Raw genomic sequence first — 17,731 nt, 5'->3', positions numbered from 1 at the left:
GCAATGTTTTAATGGATGGGCGTTCCTTTTTTCCAGACTTCACTGGGTTTCATTTGCCCCTGATGATAGGTGATTTCTTGGTAGTTATCCGTTGGGAAAATAGCAAAGTCGGCCTGTGCGCCGGTTTCTAGTTTTCCTCTGTCTGTCAAACGCAAAGCTGCTGCGGCCCTATAAGTGATGCCAGCCAAAACCTCGGTGTTGGACAATTTTTCAAAAGTGCCCAAAATACTGGCTTGGGTCAATAGGTCACCCATGGGGGCAGAACCTGGATTATGGTCGCTGGCGATGGACAATGCGCCACCGGCATCCAAAATTTTCCGTGCTGGCGTGTAGGCGCATCCCAAACCAATGGATGCCCCGGGCAAAGCTGTGGCAATGGTATTGCTCTTGGCTAGCAATTGAATCTCTTTTTCGGTACTGGCTTCCAAATGGTCGGCGCTTACTGCTCCAAAATCTACTGCAACCTGACTGCCGCCCGTGGTAAATTGGTCTGCGTGCACGGTAATGTCGAAGCCCATTTCTTTGGCTTTTTGGAAATAGGGTTTGATTTCCTCTGGGGAAAAAGCACTTTCCTCCACAAAGGCATCCACACGGCGGGCCAAGTTTTCAGCCTTGATGATGGGAAACAATTCATTGATGATTACGTCCAAATAACTTTTGTCCTTATTCCAATCTTTGGGTTTCATGTGGGCAGCTAAACAGGTCGGTATCAAAGAGGCGTTAATAATTGCATTGGCGTGTTGGATAGCGCGTAGCATTTTCAATTCTTCATCCACAGAAAGACCGTAACCACTTTTTACCTCGATGGTGGTGACACCATTTTTCAGATGCTTTTTACTTCTGGAAACAATCCCTTCAACCAATTCATCTTGTGATGCTTTTCGGGTCTGGGTAACGGTGTCCCAGATACCGCCACCGGCTTTGGCAATCTCCAAATAGGTTTTTCCAGCATTCCGATAGGCGTAATCCCGAGCGCGTGTGCCCCCAAAACAGATATGGGTGTGCGAGTCTACAAATCCGGGCAGGCAAACCTGTGCTCTTTCGATTGGGTGGATGTCGACATCATCGGATTTCAACTCGTCAAAAACACCGAGTTTGAGAATTTTTCCTTCGGAAACCAAAATGCCCCCACGTTCAATGATGGGCAGTTGCTCATCTTTGAGCGCTCCTTTTAATGGGAGTCCCGTCATGGGGAGTAATTGGGCAAAGGGTCCTATCAATAGTGGTCTGTTCATGCTAGTATGTTTCAAATTCATCAAGATGTGGGGTGTTCCACTTCAGTTGTTTCTCCTCCATAATCCGGTCTACCAAATTGATGATTTCCCCATTTTGGATGATTTCAATTCCTGTTTCAATGTCATCGGCAAAGACACGGTCGTTTTCGGCAAAAGCAACCTTGGTTCTCAGGAAGGTATGGATTTCATCCAACAGAATCCCCGATTTTAAGGGTTTTCTGTACTCGAAGGCCTGGGCTGCCGTCAACAATTCGATGGCCAATATCTTTTCCACATTTTCGATGATCTGTAATGCCTTTCTACCGCTGATGGAACCCATGCTCACATGGTCTTCCTGTCCCAATGAGGTGGGAATGCTATCGGCGCTAGCTGGAAAACACAAACTTTTGTTTTCACTGGCCAATGCTGCGGAGGTGTATTGTAAGATCATATAGCCCGAATTGATTCCGGTATCGTTCATCAACAACTTGGGAACACCAGGGCTATTGCCTTCGAGGGCCAGATAGATACGCCGGTCTGATATGTTTCCAATTTCCGAAGCGGCCAAAGCAGCATAATCCAAGGCCATGGCCAAGGGTTGCCCGTGGAAATTTCCGCCACTGATGGTGAGTTCGTCATCAATGATCACGGGGTTATCGGTCACAGAGTTGAGTTCGATTTCCAACAATTCTTTTAGATGGAGCCAAGCATTTCGGGATGCACCGTGCACTTGTGGCATACAGCGCAAAGAGTAGGGATCTTGCACCCGTTCGCAATCGATATGGTCTTCCAAAATCTCGGAACCTTGCAGTAGGGTTCGAATTCTTCCCGCGACATGTTGGTTCCCTTTGAACGGACGAAGTTGGTGCAATTCCTCAAAAAAAGGCTTCATGGAACCTTGCAGTCCTTCGAGCATCATGGCACCGATAATGTCTGCCTGTCGAAGGCAATGCTGTAATTTGTGGACGACCATCACGCCGTGTGCAGCGATAAATTGGGTTCCGTTGATCAAAGCGAGACCTTCCTTGGGCCCCAATTCCAATGGGTTCAATCCCATTTTTTGAAATAATTCTTGGGTGGTGATGGTTTTTCCTTGATATTTTACTTTCCCCAAACCTATCAAAGGCAAAAACAAATGGGACAGCGGGGCCAAATCCCCTGATGCTCCAACCGAGCCTTGCGAAGGAACCACAGGAATGGCATCGTTTTCCAAATGCCATAGCATGCGCTGCAAAGTGGTTTCGGCAATACCCGAGTAGCCTTTTGCCAAGGCATGGATTTTCAGGATCAGCATGATTTTGGCCAATTCGGTGGAAATAGGTTCGCCCACCCCTACGCTATGGCTTTTTAATATGTTGGATTGCAAAATTTTGGTGTCGGCTTTGGAAATCTTGGTATTGCACAAAGGACCAAATCCAGTGTTGATGCCGTATACTGTATCTCCTCTTTCCACGATACGCTGAACGCGTTGGTGACTGGCATTTACATTTTTGAGGCATTCATCGGAAAACATACCTTTGATGGTGCGATGGGCCATGCCCAAAGCTATGCTTGCGGTCAAATGGTCTTCGCCAAAGTGAAATGTTCGGTCTGTAGCCATGTTTTTAGATTAGTTTCTTAATTGATTGTTCGCAATCAATCACGGTAAATTGTCACTTCGAGCGGAGTCGAGAAGTTAATGGACTCAAAGTTTCAAAATGGGTCTCGACTGCGCTCGACCTGACAGCTTTTCGCTTAGATGATTAATCACGGTTATTCAAAAGTATCAATTAGGTTTAATAATTACCAATACTTATTTTTGTAATAATCAATAAGTATGAATTATCAAATAGAACTTCGACACTTCATCTATTTTTTGGCCGTCGCTGAAGAGCTTCACTATAGAAAGGCGGCTGAAAAACTTTTTATTTCCCAACCGGGTTTGAGCACACAGATCAAACAGATGGAGGAGATTTTGGAGACACAACTGTTTGTGAGGGACAAGAAAAAGGTTAGCCTAACTCCAGCGGGTGAGTTTTTAAAGAAAGAGGTGGAATTTATATTGAACCATCTGGAACAGACCAAAAAGCAGGTGAAACTTATCGGAGAGGGACAATTGGGAGAGGTGCGTATCGGTTTTTTGGGTTCGGCCATGCAAAATGTGGTGCCCAATTTATTGCTGGAATTGAAGAAAAAGTTTCCAACGGTTCATACGACTTTGGAGGAACTTTCCAACCGGGCACAAATCAATGCCATCTTGGCGGATCGATTGGATTTGGGTTTTGTCCGATTGTCACGCGTGCCCACAGGGCTGGAGGTAAAACCCGTTTTTGAGGACACCTTTTCCTTGGTGCTGCCGGAGAACCATCCTTTGGATGAAGTGAATTTTAAGGGCATCAAGCAAGTGGCGGATGAGGATTTTATCCTGTTTTCCCAAGATTATAGTCCCATGTACTACGATACGGTGCTTAGTATTTGTGAGGATAGTGGGTTTGTTCCGAAAGTGTCACACAAGTCGGTACATGCGCAGACCATTTTTAAACTGGTGGAGAATAAATTGGGCATTGCCATTGTACCCACCACACTTCAGTATGGGTTTCAGATGAAGGTGAAGTTCATCGAAATGAAAAACATAAAGCAACGAGCCATCTTGAGCATGGTCTGGAAGACCGATAATCGGAATCCTGCGCTTCAAAAATGTATGGACTTGCTTCAAAAATTATGACGGCAAGGTTTTGGGGCGTAACTTTGGAATTCAACGTAAAGAAGCAGTATGATTTTTAATCTCATCAAGGAACGGAGAAGTATTTTTCCCGTTCAATACAACGATAAACCCATTGCCAAGGAAGATTTGGAAAAAATTTTGGAAGCGGCCAATTGGGCCCCGACCCATAAGAAAACGGAGCCCTGGCGTTTTAAGGTGTTGACGGGCAAAAAAAAGGATGAAATGGGCGTGTTCCTTTCCGAAAAGTATCAGGAGGTGGACCCCAAACCGAAACAGGTCACCATCAATAAATTACAGGAGAACCCTGCACGTTCCGCTGCAGTGATTGCCATCTGCATGCAGCGAGATCCCAAAGAAAGTTTGCCCGAATGGGAAGAAATTGCTTCAACAGCCATGGCGGTACAAAATATGTGGTTGTGCTGTACCGAGCTGGGGATTGGGAGTTATTGGTCTTCGCCCGGACTCATCAAGTTTATGGGTGAGTTTTTCGATTTGAAGGAGGGCGAACGATGTTTGGGCTTTTTCTATATGGGTTATTTTGATGGAGAGGTAATCCCATCCGAAAGAACGCCCATCGATGAAAAAGTGGAGTGGTTCGACTAACTAAACGTGAACAGGTCGCCCGCATATTTCACGGCAATGTACACGTAGAAAATGGCATAGACGATGGTCAGCACCAATTTCATAAAGGTGCCTGTCAAAAATCCCAAAAAAGAACCAAAAGCCGCCTTCAAGGCAGTTTCTTTATTGGCCTTGTTCAGCAATTCGCCCACCAAAGCTCCGATAAATGGCCAAATGATGATTCCGAATGGGCCAAAAATGGGAACAAAAATGGCGACGAGCAGGCCCACAATCGTACCCCACATGCCTGCTTTGCTACCCCCGAACCGTTTGGTGCCCATGGCAGGAATTACATAGTCCAAAACGGTGATGGTCAAGGCAATGGCCAAGGTGATGCCAAGTACCCACCAATTATCGGGTACTGCTTTGGTCAAATAGAGCAACAGCAGTCCGACCCAACTCAAGGGAGGACCGGGAAGCACGGGCAAAAAACTGCCCAATATCCCGACCAACATCAACAGAAACCCTAAAATGAGCAAAACAATATCCATGGTCTTGTTTTACAGTTAGACAAATGTAGCTGAGAAATGTTACAAACAAATGAAATAAATCCCTGACTTTTAAAATTTCATAAGTAGATTTGAGGACAATTTCCAAAGGTGAAAAGAAGCAAACCACAGGTGAAAAAAGGGCTCATCCAAATGGGATGTGTTTCCCTATGCCTGTTTTATTTGCTCGGACTTTTTAACGGATTGGTGTTGGAAATGCTGCACGAGGTCTCCCACATAATGTCCCCAGAAACGCACCACCATAGTTTTGCCTCTGACCATGAAGCCATTGATTATTCTTCTTTGGAGGCCATGGCGGGCCACTCCCACGAAGCGTTGGAAGCTTTAAAGGATTTGCTTGAGGCCAATCAGCCTGATGAACAAGGGTCCAAGGGCGGGATCAGTCTAAAGTTGGACAAACATTTTGTTCAAAAAGCCCGTAGTACATCCGAAGTGAAAACCTTGCCAATTAGTGATAGCAATTGGGTTTATCAATGCATAACTTCTTTTTGGTCACAAAGTGTGACTACACCTCCTCCACGGCATAGCTGAAATCGGCCAGACCAAAATTTTAACGAACAGGCTTCATCAATACTTCAATGAAGCAAGGTCTAGCTTACGTATTGTTCAGACTTATTTACACAAATCAAATTAAAAGACAACGACATGAAATATTTTATGGCGGCATTGTGCATGCTGTTCATGGGCATTGCTGCCGCACAAAACATCAAGGGAAAACTGGTTGACGAATCGGGTTCCCCATTGGAAGACGCTGGAATTTTTAACAAAACCAGCGGCCAACACAGCCACACCGACGGGACAGGACATTTTGTGCTGGACAGGACTTCGGTAAACGACACGATTTACTTTTCACGATTGGGATATGCCACCCAGACGCGGGTGGTGAGTGCATCCGACTTTCAAAATCCACTGACCATTGTTCTTCAAGAGAGCTCCATTTCTTTGGACCAAGTGGTTTTGGTGTCGGAAGTGAATGCCCTGAGCAGGGTAGTGGATGTGGACGTGAAAACCAATCCCGTGAAATCTTCCCAAGAGATTTTGAGAAAGGTACCGGGCCTGATCATTGGTCAACACGCGGGTGGAGGAAAGGCCGAACAGATTTTCTTGCGTGGATTTGATGTGGACCACGGTACCGACGTGGCCATCAGTGTGGACGGAATGCCGGTGAACATGGTTTCCCATGCCCACGGGCAGGGATATGCCGACCTTCACTTTGTGATTCCGGAGACCATCGAGAATGTCAACTTTGGAAAGGGGCCTTACTATGCGGAACAGGGCAACTTCAATACAGCCGGTTATGTGGACCTGAAGCTGAGAAAAAGTTTGGACAAGAGCATGCTGTCCACAGAAGTGGGCCAATTTGGCACCAGAAGGTTTATGGGCATGCTCAATGTGATCGACAGCGAGAACAGCAATGCTTATCTGGCCTCCGAACTGTATTTGACGGATGGTCCTTTTGATTCACCGCAGAACTTCAATCGCATCAACGTTTTGGGAAGATACCGATACGCGCTGCCCGGGGAACAGGAATTGGTGTTGACCGCTTCACACTTTTCCAGCAAATGGGATGCTTCGGGGCAGATTCCCCAAAGGGCTGTGGACCAAGGATTTATTGGTCGTTTCGGGGCGATTGATGACACCGAGGGTGGGCAGACCAGCCGAACCAACTTTGTTTTGGACCACAGCAAAAATCTGGGGACGGGAAAATCCCTCAATACCATGGCGTTTGTGTCCCATTACGATTTTGAGCTCTATTCCAATTTTACCTTTTTCTTGGATGACCCGGTGAACGGAGATCAGATCAAACAGTTTGAAGACCGATTGATGGCAGGTGTCAAGACGGTTTATCAGGACAATTCGGCCAATTTGGGCGGAATGGAGTTCAAATACAATGCGGGAATTGGTTTTCGGTACGATAATGTGGACGACAACCAGTTATCGCACACCTTGAACCGCCAGGAATTGCTGGAGCGTTTGGCCTATGGTGACGTGGATGAGATGAACGGCTACGCGTTTGCGGGAGCGGCTTTCAAATCAGGAAAATTTACCTTTGAACCTGCTGTTCGTCTGGATTATTTCCGGTTCGATTACATCAACAAGATGAGCGAGTTGTACGATAGCGGCAGTGAGGAAAAGGTGGCTTTCAGCCCCAAGTTCAATACCATTTACAGCCCCACGGAAAACACACAATTCTTCTTGAAAACGGGCATCGGCTTTCACTCCAACGACACTCGGGTCGTGGTGGCCAACAATGGGGAGGACATCCTGCCCGCGGCTTATGGCGTGGATTTGGGAACGATCATCAAACCTGTGGACAAATTGGTGCTGAACGCCACTTTGTGGACCTTGTTTCTGGACCAGGAGTTTGTATACGTGGGTGATGCCGGAATTGTGGAACCTAGTGGAAAGACCCGAAGAATGGGCCTTGAGGTAGGGGTGAGGTACCAACCCTTGGATTGGCTTTATCTCTACACCGATGCCAATTACACCCATGCCCGAAGCACCGAAGAGGCCGATGGCGAAGATTATATTCCTCTGGCACCCGATTTTACCATGGTGGGCGGAGTTACGTTGGGCAATAGCAATCAAGGCTTTTCGGGAGGATTGAACTACAGGTATATTGATGATAGGCCGGCCAATGAAGACAATTCCATCGTGGCGGAAGGCTATTTTGTTACCGACGCCACCCTTAATTATAGTGTGAAGAATTGGACGTTTGGGTTGATTGTGGAGAACCTGTTCGATACGGAATGGAACGAGACCCAATTTGCAACCGAAAGCCGTTTGTTCAATGAGCCGACTTCTTTTGAGGAAATCCATTTTACACCGGGAACGCCATTCTATTTAAGAGGAAAGGTTACGGTTACTTTTTAAATAACAGAGTTGGATGTATAAATGAATTTAAGATGTTGATTTTGGCAATTGTCATATCGAGCGCAGTCGAGATGCTTTGGTGTTCTGTTTTTGAATGAGGTCTCGCATCTCGACTGCGCTCGATATGACAGCTCGACCTGACTTCATTTATATAACATTCTGATTTTTAGTGAAAAGTAGTATTCAAGTCAAACAATTATCCGCCAGTAAACTACGCTGGCGGATTTTTTATCCATTTTTCAACTAAAAAATTAGTTTAAACTAAATATTTAGTTATATTTGTTTCGTATTGAACTAAAAAGTTAGTTGAAAATGAAACAGCTCACCAAAGCAGAAGAAGAGGTAATGCAATTGCTCTGGGAATTGAAAAAGGCCAATGTGGCCGCAATTCTGGAGGAATTGCCCGAACCCAAACCAGCCTATAATACGGTTTCCACCATTGTCAGGATATTGGAAGACAAAGGTTTTGTGTCCCATGAGAAGGTAGGGAAGGGCCATGTGTACTTTCCTTTGGTGAAAAGGGAGGAGTACAGCAACCAACGTTTGAACACCTTGGTCGATGGGTATTTCCAAGGCTCCTTCACCAGCATGGTGTCCTTTTTTATGAAGAAGAACGACATCAGCCTGAAAGAATTGGAAGAGATCATGAAGAACATCAAAAACGAGGAAAAATGATTGTCTATATCTTGGAAACACTCGTCTTTCAGTTGGTCTTTTTGTTGACCTACGACCTCTTTCTAAAGAAAGAGACCTTTTTCCAATGGAACAGGTTTTATCTCTTGGTCACTTTTTTACTCTCGTTGGTGTTGCCCTGGGTCAAGCTGGAAATGTTGCGGATCAGCATGCCGCAGGAATTGGGCGGTGTCACCGTCTTTTTGACGCAATTGGATGGGGTGGTCTTGACCCCGCATGGCCCCGAAACGAATTTTTGGACCACATTGCCATGGTACTATTGGGTATTGGGCGTGGGAAGCATCATGTCCGCTCTTTGGTTTGGCTACAAGCTGTTGCAGATCCTGAAACTGAAACGACAAGGAAAAGTGGTCAGGTACCCGGATTTTGTCAAGGTCACCGTACAAAGGAGCAGTTTGGCCTTTTCCTTCTTCCGGAACATTTTCATGGGGGCCGAGATCCAAAAGGAAAAAGAGGCCAAGATCATTGCACACGAACTGGTGCATGTAAAACAAAAACACACCTTGGACCTGCTCTTTTTTGAGTTGGCCCGGATCGTGTTCTGGTTCAATCCCTTGGTCTATGTGTATCAAGCCCGGGTGGCGGAACTGCACGAGTTCATTGCCGATGCGCATGCGGTGAAGGACAACAAAAGGGAACACTTTGAAATGCTGTTGTCCGAAGCGTTCAAGACGCAGCACATCAGTTTTGTGAACCAATTTTTCAATAAATCATTAATCAAAAAACGAATAGTCATGTTACAAAAGAAACGATCAAAAGCCATTTGGCAGTTGAAGTATGTATTGTTGCTGCCCTTGGTCTTGGGGATGTTGGTGTATACTTCCTGCGAGAGTGAAAGCGAAAAGAAAAATGAAGAATTGGAAGCTGTTCTTTTGGATGAAATTGTGATTGTAGGGTATAATGGGGATTTTAAAACCTACACATTGAACGTGAAGGATTTGGATGCACTTACCGCAGAAGAAGAAAGCGCACGGGATGAGTTAATGGAAAAACTGGCAGAAAACAGCGAAACAGGTGTTATTGTCCATATGATGGACCAACAACAAAGATCCATAAAAATGCAAGTCGAAAGCGGGGCTATTAAAAGTATAAGTGTGGATAAGCAAAATCAGAATGGCGTTTCGGTGCCATTTGGAGAGATAGATGAAGTGCCCGTTTTTCCAGGGTGCGAGGATGCAATGGATAAGAGGACCTGTTTTCAAGAAAAGATACAGGAACATATCCGCAAACACTTTAGATATCCAGAAGAAGCCCAAGCGCAGGGCATCCAAGGGAGGGTGAGCCTAATTTTCACCATCGATACAGATGGGACCATTACAGGTATCAGGAAACGTGGGCCACACGAATTATTGGAAAATGAAGCGGTACGGATCATAGAACGCTTGCCCCAAATGCAACCTGGAAAGCAGGACGGAGAGATGGTGAAGGTTCCCTTTTCCATCCCTATCACCTTCCGACTTCAAGGGAATGTGGAAAATGTGATCAGTCCACAAAGGGGAGGTATTGGTGTGCCCTTCGCAGTTGTGGAGGAAGTGCCCGTTTTTCCGGGCTGTGAGGATGCCGCTGACAAAAAAGCCTGTTTTACAGAAAAAGTGCAGGAGCACATTCGCAAACATTTCAGGTATCCCCAAGTGGCCCAAGAGCAGGGTATCCAAGGTAGGGTAAGTGTGATTTTCACTATCGGGGAGGATGGGACCATTGCGGACATTCGCAAACGGGGACCACATGAATTGTTGGAAAATGAGGCAGTTCGCATCATAGAACGTTTGCCCCAAATGCAACCTGGAAAACAAAAAGGGAAGGTGGTGGAAGTTCCTTTCTCCATACCCATTACCTTTAAATTGGCTGGAAAAACGAGTGGAACATCGGATGCAACGCGCCAAGCCAAAGATTATATACAAGTGGCCGGAGGGCTACAGCATGGGAACGGGTCCAGTCATTATAAAGGCAAGGTCACGGACAGTGAACCACTCGGTCTTCCCGGAGTGAACATATCCATCCAAGGCACTGAAAAAGGCGCGGTCACCGATTTTGATGGCAATTTTGCCATTGCGGTCGAAGAAGGACAGGTCTTGAGTTTTCAATACAAGGGACTGCCAACAAAAACAATCGAAGTAACCCGATAGCAATGTCATTGGAAATAGAGTAGATGATGGGAATAAAATCCATTTGGTATAGCTGTTTGATTTTGTTTTCATTCCAAGCCGGTGCACAGTCATCGGCTTTGCCCGTTGCCGACAGTCTGTATGCCTTGGGCAACTATGCTGCGGCCATCAATGCCTATGCGAAGCAGAACAACACAGCGTCATCCCTACAGATAGCCCGGGCCTACAATGCCATTGGGAATTACGATAAGGCCATTGTCCAATACCAGGAAACGCTGGGCATGGACCCCAACCTGGACATTGCCCGTTTCGAATTGGGCAAATTGCTCCTCAAGACCAAAAAATATGACCTAGCACTGGCAACTATCGATGTGTTGGTCTCCAAAGAACAGGAAAATCCTGAATACTACTATTACTTGGGCAGGGTATGGGAATCCTTGAACAACCAAAAAAGGGCAGATGAAGCCTTTAGAAATGCTGTTCAAAAAGACAGCACCCATTTGCGGAGTTTATATTCGTTGGCCAGATCTTTTGTATCGAAAAAAGAAAAGGATTCCGTGCTCAAGTATGTGGATATGGGCCTTCGGTTTTATGAAGACGATGTTTCCATGATCAACCTGAAAGCGCTGGCCTTTTTCAACAACGGACAGTTTGGGATGGCCATTCCACACTTTGAAAGATTGTTGGAACTTGGGGAGGAAGTACCTTTTGTATATAACAGGCTTGCCCATAGTTACTTCAGGGACTTGGAGTTGGAAAAGGCCCAAAAAACCTATCATCAACTCATGAAATTTCCAGAGTATTTGGCGGATGCCTACTCTGGCCTTGGTGAGGTGTTCCTAAAGGAACAACAATTGGACAGTGCCCAATACTACATCCAAAAATCCATAAAAGAGCGCACCGTAACCTTTGATAAGGAATATGCCGACCTTGGCCGCATAGCGCGCATACAGGGAAAGACCAAAACAGCGCTGGATCTCTACACCAAGGCCTGGGAAGAGAACAAGGATAATCCGTACAACTATTATCAGGTCTGTATCCTGGCGGACGAGTACTACAAAGACGCCAACACAAAGTTGGGATATTATGAAAGGTTATTGGAAATGTATCCCGATCTGGCTCCTTTCATAGCCGAGCGTGTCCAAAAGCGCATATCGGAGATCAAGGAGGAAATACACTACGCGGGCAACTGATTTCTTCAAAATATTGTAATTTCAGCCAAATTATAGGGGCTGCCATGCAAAAGTATGTTTTGTGGATCATTTTTATGGGATTGTTCGTTTCCTGCGAACTGTTCGAGTCCAAGGAGGACAAGACCCAAAAACTGGTCAATGAGGAACTTATGGCCATCGATTGGAACGATGTGGACCAATACCCCCTTTTTGATAGCTGTGATGAAACAGCGACCAAGGCAGCGCAAAGGGAATGTTTCCAGAACGTGATGGCCGACTATTTTTCCGAAGCCTTGTCGGGCCTCCAGTTCCAAGTGGACAGCGACCTGAACGACACCGTGTACATCGATTTCATGATTGACGAGCATGGTTTCATATCCGTGATCAACGTGGAGGAAAAAACCGCCGTGCTCAATGAGATCTCGGATTTCAACACCAAGATATCCGAGCGGTTGAACGACCTGACCACGGTGGCGCCCGCGTTGAAAAGAGGGAATCCGGTAGGTCTTCGGTTCAGGCTGCCATTGGTACTAAACACCCATTAGAATTTGGCTACAGAAAAGATCATATTGGGAATAGACCCCGGAACGACCGTTATGGGTTTTGGCATTATCAAGGTGGTGAACAAGCAGATGCACTTTGTGCAGATGAACGAACTCATGCTGAAAAAGTATGATGATCCCTACATCAAACTTAAGCTGATTTTTGAGCGGACCTTGGAACTCATCGATACCTACCACCCCGATGAAATTGCCATTGAGGCCCCTTTTTATGGGAAGAACGTGCAATCCATGCTGAAACTGGGCCGTGCGCAGGGCGTGGCCATGGCGGCCGGACTCTCCAGACAGGTGCCCATTACCGAGTACATGCCCAAGAAGATCAAGATGTCCATCACCGGCAATGGCAATGCCAGCAAGGAACAAGTGGCCAAAATGCTGCAAAGCGTGCTGAAACTGAAGACCCTGCCCAAAAACCTAGACAGCACCGATGGACTGGCTGCGGCCGTTTGTCATTTTTATAATGATGGGAAAGTGGAATTGGGCAAGAGCTACACCGGTTGGGAGGCGTTCATCAAACAGAATCCGGACAAACTTCGTTAAAATATGGCTGGCGTTTACATTCACGTGCCGTTTTGCAAACAAGCTTGCCATTACTGCGATTTTCATTTTTCTACCCAAATGAAGAAGAAGGGCGCCATGGTGGATGCCTTGGTGAGGGAAATGGAACTCCGTAAAAATGAGTTGGGCGATGAGGTTGTCGAGACCATATATTTTGGCGGAGGCACCCCTTCGGTTTTGGAGTTACATGAATTGGAGCGTTTGATCCAAGCCGTATATGACCATTACAAAGTAATGGATAATCCAGAAATCACGCTGGAGGCCAACCCCGATGATTTGGTGTCATCTCGAGCGCAGTCGAGAGATATTTTCAAGGATTTTAGGAAAATTGGGGTGAACCGTCTCAGCATCGGCATCCAATCTTTTTTTGAGGAAGATTTGAAGTTGATGAACCGTGCCCACAATGCCCAAGAGTCTGAACATTGTATTGAGGAAGCCGTGAAGCATTTTGATAACATCACCATCGACCTGATCTATGGTATCCCGGGGATGGATCATGACCGATGGAAGGCGAACATCCAAAAAGCCTTGGATTTCGGGTTGCCCCATATCTCCAGCTATGCCTTAACGGTGGAACCCAAAACCGCACTGGAAAAACTGATCCAGAAAGGAACCGTGCCCCAGGTGGATGACGATCAGGCACAGGAGCAGTTCCATATTTTGGTGGAACTATTGGAGGAACAAGGGTTTGTGAATTATGAAATCTCCAACTTTGGGAAACCGGGCTATTTTTCCCAAAACAATACGGCTTATTGGCAAGGCAAAACCTATTTGGGCATTGGTCCATCTGCACATTCCTATGATGGACTTTCTCGCGCTTGGAACATCCGGAACAATTCCATCTATATCAAACAGATCCAGCAAGGGGTCCTGCCCAGTGAAAAGGAAACCTTGACCGTGACGGACCGTTACAACGAATATGTGATGACGGGCCTCCGGACCATTTGGGGAGTTTCCAAGGATAAGATTGCCAAGGAATTTGGACAGGACTACGCGAACTATTTGGAGCACCAATCGGAAAAATTCATTGATCGGCAATTGCTGTTTTGGGAAGATGCCATTTTGCGCACCACCCAGCAAGGCAAGTTTTTGGCGGATGGGATTGCGGCAGATTTGTTTTTTTTGGAATAGTTTAAAGTAAGTTCCTAAATAGATGTGCTGGGCTTATCTTTTTTGAAGAGTAGATTGTGTTAATCTCATTCAGTCACATAAAGGCATTATGAAACCACCAGTATTTTCTGAATCTTTGAGATATTTATGAAGTTAGATCACATAGGATTAAGCCCAAAATGGAATGTATTTGGCGTGTTTTTTTGAGTTACTCTCAGGGTCTTGATCTTTGATTAGACCTGACTTAATTCCCTCCGCAATGATTCTAGAAGCAATTGAGTAATTTTTTTCTTCAATACCGAATCTATCCCGCAATGATGCATTCGTCATATATTCTCCTGAAACATATTTAAGACATGCATGAAGATAACATGCTCTAATTTTATCTTCTTTATCCATTTTTCTAAGTGATTTATGTGCGAATAGTGTAACTCGGGTATAGTTGTCTCCTTCAATTATTTTAGGAGCTGGGAGCTGATAATATTCACACTCAAAAATTACTTTATCAATTCCGCTACCTCGTTCTTCGCAAATATTAAGACGTCTCATAAAGTGAGCTAATTTTTCATTTCTAGACTGTGGATTATGATCAACAAAGCGCATAGTGCTTATTAAAGGCTTGCCAGGGTTTGAAATATCGATTCTATCATCAAATATTTCTATCATTGGTCCTGTTCCTTTTTCTGAAAAATCTTGATGAATGATTGCGTTTGCAACAAGTTCACGAATTGCAAGTTCGGGAAACATACGGACCTCTTTCCTAAATGCTTTTCCAATTTCTTCGTTGACAGGAAGTTGGTCGTTAATATATCCGATTAAACCTTTAAAGCCTGTTGCATATCCTTTCTTTCCTTCTTGCTCTTTCTTGGTTTTTAATTTAGTTTTTCCTTGGTAAATAATTACACGAATAGCTTTTCTGCTTATTGTTTCAAATGCATCTAACTCTCTGGCAAATAGAATAGCTCCCAAGTTAGTTATATCATAATTTTGGCCCTTACTAAAAATTATTTTTTCCTGTTTTAATTTTTCAAAAATTGCAGCCCGATTGTCAGGAAGTGGGATTCCCATCAAATCAAAATAAGATGGATAATCTATTAATTTTAAAACTTCATCAGCAGTTGCACCAAAATAGGCTAATCCTTTTTCAAATGTATTTGATGGTTCCTTAGTCCAAATTAGTCTTTCTTTTTCTGGATGCTCAGAAAGTTTCTTTTTATAAGACCCAATTCTTATATAGGCTTCACCTGAGAATTTGACGGGTATTCCATTAGCTGCTCTTATTCTGAAGAGTACAATTTGTTCTCCTTCAACCTCGAATTCAAAATGATCAAAATGTACTCGTGGATTCAATAATCGAGTAATCCAAGGGATTAAATCTTCATTTCCTTTGCCTTTTTGAAATGGAGAAAAATTGGTGCCAACAATTCTGTGAGTACTATCATCTATGCCATAAACGATATAACCAAATTCCTTTTCATGAATACATGCAGAATTGGATAAAGCAGAAATATACTCGCCAATTTCCTGGGCATTGTTACTTTTAAATTCTAACCATTCAGTCTCATTTGGAAGTGAACGTAACTCACTTAGCAGTATTTTTAAATCATCATTTGTCACATTAATATATTTATTAATATATTGATTTATAGGCTTTTGTTTTTGTGGTTTTAGTACATAGTCACATAACAGTCACATAACCAAATGTACATTATTTTCTGATAAAGAGTTCTGAAATAAATGGGAGGCCATTGATCACAATGATTTCATTTTTTAATGAAATACACTAACCTAATAGTGAAGATACGGGATTTTAATCAAAAGTTCTGGTTGCCTAGTATTGCATTTCTCAACGGAATTGAGTTTATTACTGCAACAAGACCAATTACATGATCGTGACCCTAAAACATAACTCCAGAAACTATACCATAGACCTGTCCAAACCTCTTGACATTTCCATTGCCCTGCACGGTGGCGACAAAAATGTGAACGCTTGGTATTTGCCTCCACCCAAGATTGAGCCCCATACCGAGGATGGATTTGTGGGCAAGGTCACGGAAGGGGCATCCACCAATTTCAATGATGTGTGGTTCAATCCGCATTCGCATGTGACCCACACGGAATGCTTGGGCCACATCACCGAAGGGTTCCATTCCATCAACCAAAAACTAAAAAAGTTCTTCTTTTTGGCCGAAGTGGTCACCGTGGCCCCCGAGCAAGAGGGCGATGACTTTGTCATTTCCGAAAAACAGTTGAAATATGCTTTGGGCAATAAAAAAAGGGAAGCCGTGGTCATCCGCACCCTGCCCAACACCAAGGAGAAACGCTCCCGAAACTATTCCGATACCAATCCGCCCTATCTGTTGGAAGAGGCCGTGAACTTTTTGGTAAAAAAAGGGGTGGAGCACTTGCTGATCGACCTGCCTTCGGTGGACAAGGAACGGGACGGTGGGGCACTTTTGTGCCATAATGCCTTTTGGAACATCAAAGGAAAACCTCGGGAAAAGGCAACCATCACCGAACTGATCTATGTGCCGAACAAAGTGAAGGACGGCACGTATTTTTTGAACCTTCAAGTGGCCCCTTTTGAAAATGATGCCAGCCCCAGTCGCCCCGTGCTGTATAAAATTGAAGAAAAATGAAGACCGTTCTAAAATTGGAGGAAATCCTCATGCTTGTGTTGGGCATATACCTGTTCAACCAATTGGACTATGCGTGGTGGTGGTTTCTGGTGCTGATCTTGGCGCCGGATATAGGGATGCTGGGCTATCTTTTTGGGAACAGGGCAGGGGCCTTTACCTACAATTTATTCCACCACAAGGGAATGGCGATCATTATATACCTCTTGGGGAGCTACTTTTCAATACCTTTATGCCAGTTGGCCGGGGTGATCCTGTTCTCGCACTCCGCTTTGGACAGGGCCTTGGGCTATGGATTAAAATATGACAAAGGATTTAAGTTTACCCACTTGGGGGAAATAGGCAAAGACAATGGGTGAAGTATTCGATTCCGTTCTGGGACTGATCTTGGGAGCCATATTGATGTATTGGCTTTTTTCCCTGTTCCGAAAAAAACGGAGCAAGGAAATTACCGAGCACCAGTCCACCGTACTTCTGGACAAGATCAGGAGCGTGTGCAAACTGGTCTCCGTGGAAGGCGATTTTGCAGAGATTTACCACTACGAGAATACCAAGGACAGTTTTATGAGCCTGTTCCGGAGCAAGAAGAAGGCACTGATCGTGATCAAGGCCAAGGCGCATATCGGATATGATTTGAGCAAGTTGGACCTGAAGGCGGACACCGAGACCAAACGGATCATCCTAAGCCATTTTCCACAGCCCGAAGTCTTGTCCATTGAGCCCGACCTGCAATTTTACGACATCAAGAACGGGATATTTAACAGTTTTTCACCCACAGACCTTACCCAACTCAACCAAGAGGCCATACACCATATCAAAGAAAAGATACCGGAAAGTGGACTGATGGAAACAGCTAGGAAAGAAGCGCTCCAAGCCGTACTTTTGGTGGAAAAGATCGTGGAGACCATCGGTTGGAAGCTGGACTATTCCGCCTTGGAGATTTCAAATAGGGAAAAACAATTTATAGAACAGTAA

Annotated in this window: 17 protein-coding genes; 13 read left to right on the top strand and 4 right to left on the bottom strand. The window is 44.9% G+C overall.

Going from position 1 to position 17,731, the window contains the following annotated elements; genetic code table 11:
- Positions 1-8: 8 nt before the first annotated feature.
- Together hutI and hutH are read right to left on the bottom strand one after the other, a co-directional pair.
- A complete protein-coding gene (gene hutI, locus FOT42_RS07695; RefSeq protein ID WP_151889984.1) occupies positions 9-1,235 on the bottom strand; it encodes an imidazolonepropionase in 1,227 nt (408 codons plus the stop codon).
- A 1-nt stretch (position 1,236) separates the two neighbouring features.
- Positions 1,237-2,814, bottom strand: a complete 1,578-nt coding sequence (hutH, locus tag FOT42_RS07690; RefSeq protein ID WP_151889983.1) for a histidine ammonia-lyase — start codon at positions 2,812-2,814, stop codon at positions 1,237-1,239.
- Between the two features lie 216 nt (positions 2,815-3,030).
- Between hutH and FOT42_RS07685 the strand changes: the two genes are divergently transcribed.
- The gene (locus FOT42_RS07685; RefSeq protein ID WP_151889982.1) at positions 3,031-3,918 is read left to right on the top strand and encodes a LysR family transcriptional regulator; all 888 of its coding nucleotides are present in this window, start codon (positions 3,031-3,033) and stop codon (positions 3,916-3,918) included.
- A 48-nt stretch (positions 3,919-3,966) separates the two neighbouring features.
- A complete protein-coding gene (locus tag FOT42_RS07680) occupies positions 3,967-4,521 on the top strand; it encodes a nitroreductase family protein (RefSeq protein ID WP_151889981.1) in 555 nt (184 codons plus the stop codon).
- Here FOT42_RS07680 and FOT42_RS07675 read toward each other — a convergent pair.
- Positions 4,518-5,030, bottom strand: a complete 513-nt coding sequence (locus tag FOT42_RS07675; protein WP_151889980.1) for a DUF456 domain-containing protein — start codon at positions 5,028-5,030, stop codon at positions 4,518-4,520. The genes FOT42_RS07680 and FOT42_RS07675 overlap by 4 nt on opposite strands.
- A 108-nt stretch (positions 5,031-5,138) precedes the next feature.
- Between FOT42_RS07675 and FOT42_RS07670 the strand changes: the two genes are divergently transcribed.
- The 8 genes from FOT42_RS07670 to hemW all read left to right on the top strand — a co-directional run bounded on the left by FOT42_RS07670 (position 5,139) and on the right by hemW (position 14,141).
- Entirely contained in the window at positions 5,139-5,579 is a 441-nt protein-coding gene (locus tag FOT42_RS07670) for a hypothetical protein (RefSeq protein ID WP_151889979.1), read from the top strand.
- A 114-nt stretch (positions 5,580-5,693) separates the two neighbouring features.
- Positions 5,694-7,922, top strand: a complete 2,229-nt coding sequence (locus FOT42_RS07665) for a TonB-dependent receptor (RefSeq protein WP_151889978.1) — start codon at positions 5,694-5,696, stop codon at positions 7,920-7,922.
- 312 nt (positions 7,923-8,234) lie between these two features.
- On the top strand, positions 8,235-8,597 hold the full coding sequence (locus FOT42_RS07660) for a BlaI/MecI/CopY family transcriptional regulator (RefSeq protein ID WP_072878020.1): 363 nt from the start codon (positions 8,235-8,237) through the stop codon (positions 8,595-8,597).
- On the top strand, positions 8,594-10,741 hold the full coding sequence (locus FOT42_RS07655) for a M56 family metallopeptidase (protein ID WP_151889977.1): 2,148 nt from the start codon (positions 8,594-8,596) through the stop codon (positions 10,739-10,741). The genes FOT42_RS07660 and FOT42_RS07655 overlap by 4 nt, the downstream gene beginning before the upstream one ends.
- Positions 10,742-10,764: 23 nt before the next feature.
- Positions 10,765-11,913, top strand: a complete 1,149-nt coding sequence (locus FOT42_RS07650) for a tetratricopeptide repeat protein (protein WP_151889976.1) — start codon at positions 10,765-10,767, stop codon at positions 11,911-11,913.
- A gap of 44 nt (positions 11,914-11,957) precedes the next feature.
- Complete coding sequence (locus FOT42_RS07645) at positions 11,958-12,437, top strand: hypothetical protein (RefSeq protein WP_151889975.1); 480 nt, start codon at positions 11,958-11,960, stop codon at positions 12,435-12,437.
- 3 nt (positions 12,438-12,440) lie between these two features.
- Positions 12,441-12,992, top strand: coding sequence for a crossover junction endodeoxyribonuclease RuvC (gene ruvC / locus FOT42_RS07640; protein WP_151889974.1), 552 nt, complete (start codon positions 12,441-12,443; stop codon positions 12,990-12,992).
- Positions 12,993-12,995: 3 nt separating this feature from the next.
- Positions 12,996-14,141, top strand: a complete 1,146-nt coding sequence (hemW, locus tag FOT42_RS07635) for a radical SAM family heme chaperone HemW (protein ID WP_151889973.1) — start codon at positions 12,996-12,998, stop codon at positions 14,139-14,141.
- A gap of 147 nt (positions 14,142-14,288) precedes the next feature.
- On the opposite strand, the gene FOT42_RS07630 is transcribed toward hemW, so the two are convergent.
- Positions 14,289-15,737, bottom strand: a complete 1,449-nt coding sequence (locus FOT42_RS07630) for an ATP-binding protein (protein WP_151889972.1) — start codon at positions 15,735-15,737, stop codon at positions 14,289-14,291.
- A gap of 269 nt (positions 15,738-16,006) precedes the next feature.
- Between FOT42_RS07630 and FOT42_RS07625 the strand changes: the two genes are divergently transcribed.
- Genes FOT42_RS07625 through FOT42_RS07615 form a run of 3 tightly spaced genes read left to right on the top strand, consistent with a single transcriptional unit; the run spans position 16,007 to position 17,731 of the window.
- The gene (locus FOT42_RS07625) at positions 16,007-16,759 is read left to right on the top strand and encodes a cyclase family protein (protein WP_151889971.1); all 753 of its coding nucleotides are present in this window, start codon (positions 16,007-16,009) and stop codon (positions 16,757-16,759) included.
- Positions 16,756-17,115 carry a DUF4260 domain-containing protein gene (locus FOT42_RS07620; protein ID WP_151889970.1) on the top strand — a complete coding sequence of 120 codons (360 nt, stop codon included), beginning with the start codon at positions 16,756-16,758 and terminating at the stop codon, positions 17,113-17,115. Before FOT42_RS07625 ends, FOT42_RS07620 begins: the two co-directional genes overlap by 4 nt.
- A complete protein-coding gene (locus FOT42_RS07615; protein ID WP_151889969.1) occupies positions 17,108-17,731 on the top strand; it encodes a DUF4230 domain-containing protein in 624 nt (207 codons plus the stop codon). Before FOT42_RS07620 ends, FOT42_RS07615 begins: the two co-directional genes overlap by 8 nt.

The sequence above is a fragment of the Flagellimonas hadalis genome (assembly GCF_007785775.2).
Lineage (GTDB): Bacteria > Bacteroidota > Bacteroidia > Flavobacteriales > Flavobacteriaceae > Flagellimonas > Flagellimonas hadalis.
The sequence above is the reverse complement of the archived record's forward strand: the minus strand, read 5'-3'. Positions and strand labels throughout refer to the sequence as shown.

Bases quoted from the DNA above. Each gene is read 5' to 3' on its own strand.
- FOT42_RS07685 (WP_151889982.1), top strand. From the start codon at position 3,031: ATGAATTATCAAATAGAACTTCGACACTTCATCTATTTTTTGGCCGTC.
- FOT42_RS07675 (WP_151889980.1), bottom strand. From the start codon at position 5,030: ATGGATATTGTTTTGCTCATTTTAGGGTTTCTGTTGATGTTGGTCGGG.
- FOT42_RS07645 (WP_151889975.1), top strand. From the start codon at position 11,958: ATGCAAAAGTATGTTTTGTGGATCATTTTTATGGGATTGTTCGTTTCC.
- FOT42_RS07665 (WP_151889978.1), top strand. From the start codon at position 5,694: ATGAAATATTTTATGGCGGCATTGTGCATGCTGTTCATGGGCATTGCT.
- FOT42_RS07660 (WP_072878020.1), top strand. From the start codon at position 8,235: ATGAAACAGCTCACCAAAGCAGAAGAAGAGGTAATGCAATTGCTCTGG.
- hutH (WP_151889983.1), bottom strand. From the start codon at position 2,814: ATGGCTACAGACCGAACATTTCACTTTGGCGAAGACCATTTGACCGCA.
- hutI (WP_151889984.1), bottom strand. From the start codon at position 1,235: ATGAACAGACCACTATTGATAGGACCCTTTGCCCAATTACTCCCCATG.
- FOT42_RS07625 (WP_151889971.1), top strand. From the start codon at position 16,007: ATGATCGTGACCCTAAAACATAACTCCAGAAACTATACCATAGACCTG.
- hemW (WP_151889973.1), top strand. From the start codon at position 12,996: ATGGCTGGCGTTTACATTCACGTGCCGTTTTGCAAACAAGCTTGCCAT.
- FOT42_RS07680 (WP_151889981.1), top strand. From the start codon at position 3,967: ATGATTTTTAATCTCATCAAGGAACGGAGAAGTATTTTTCCCGTTCAA.
- FOT42_RS07615 (WP_151889969.1), top strand. From the start codon at position 17,108: ATGGGTGAAGTATTCGATTCCGTTCTGGGACTGATCTTGGGAGCCATA.
- FOT42_RS07655 (WP_151889977.1), top strand. From the start codon at position 8,594: ATGATTGTCTATATCTTGGAAACACTCGTCTTTCAGTTGGTCTTTTTG.
- FOT42_RS07650 (WP_151889976.1), top strand. From the start codon at position 10,765: ATGATGGGAATAAAATCCATTTGGTATAGCTGTTTGATTTTGTTTTCA.
- FOT42_RS07620 (WP_151889970.1), top strand. From the start codon at position 16,756: ATGAAGACCGTTCTAAAATTGGAGGAAATCCTCATGCTTGTGTTGGGC.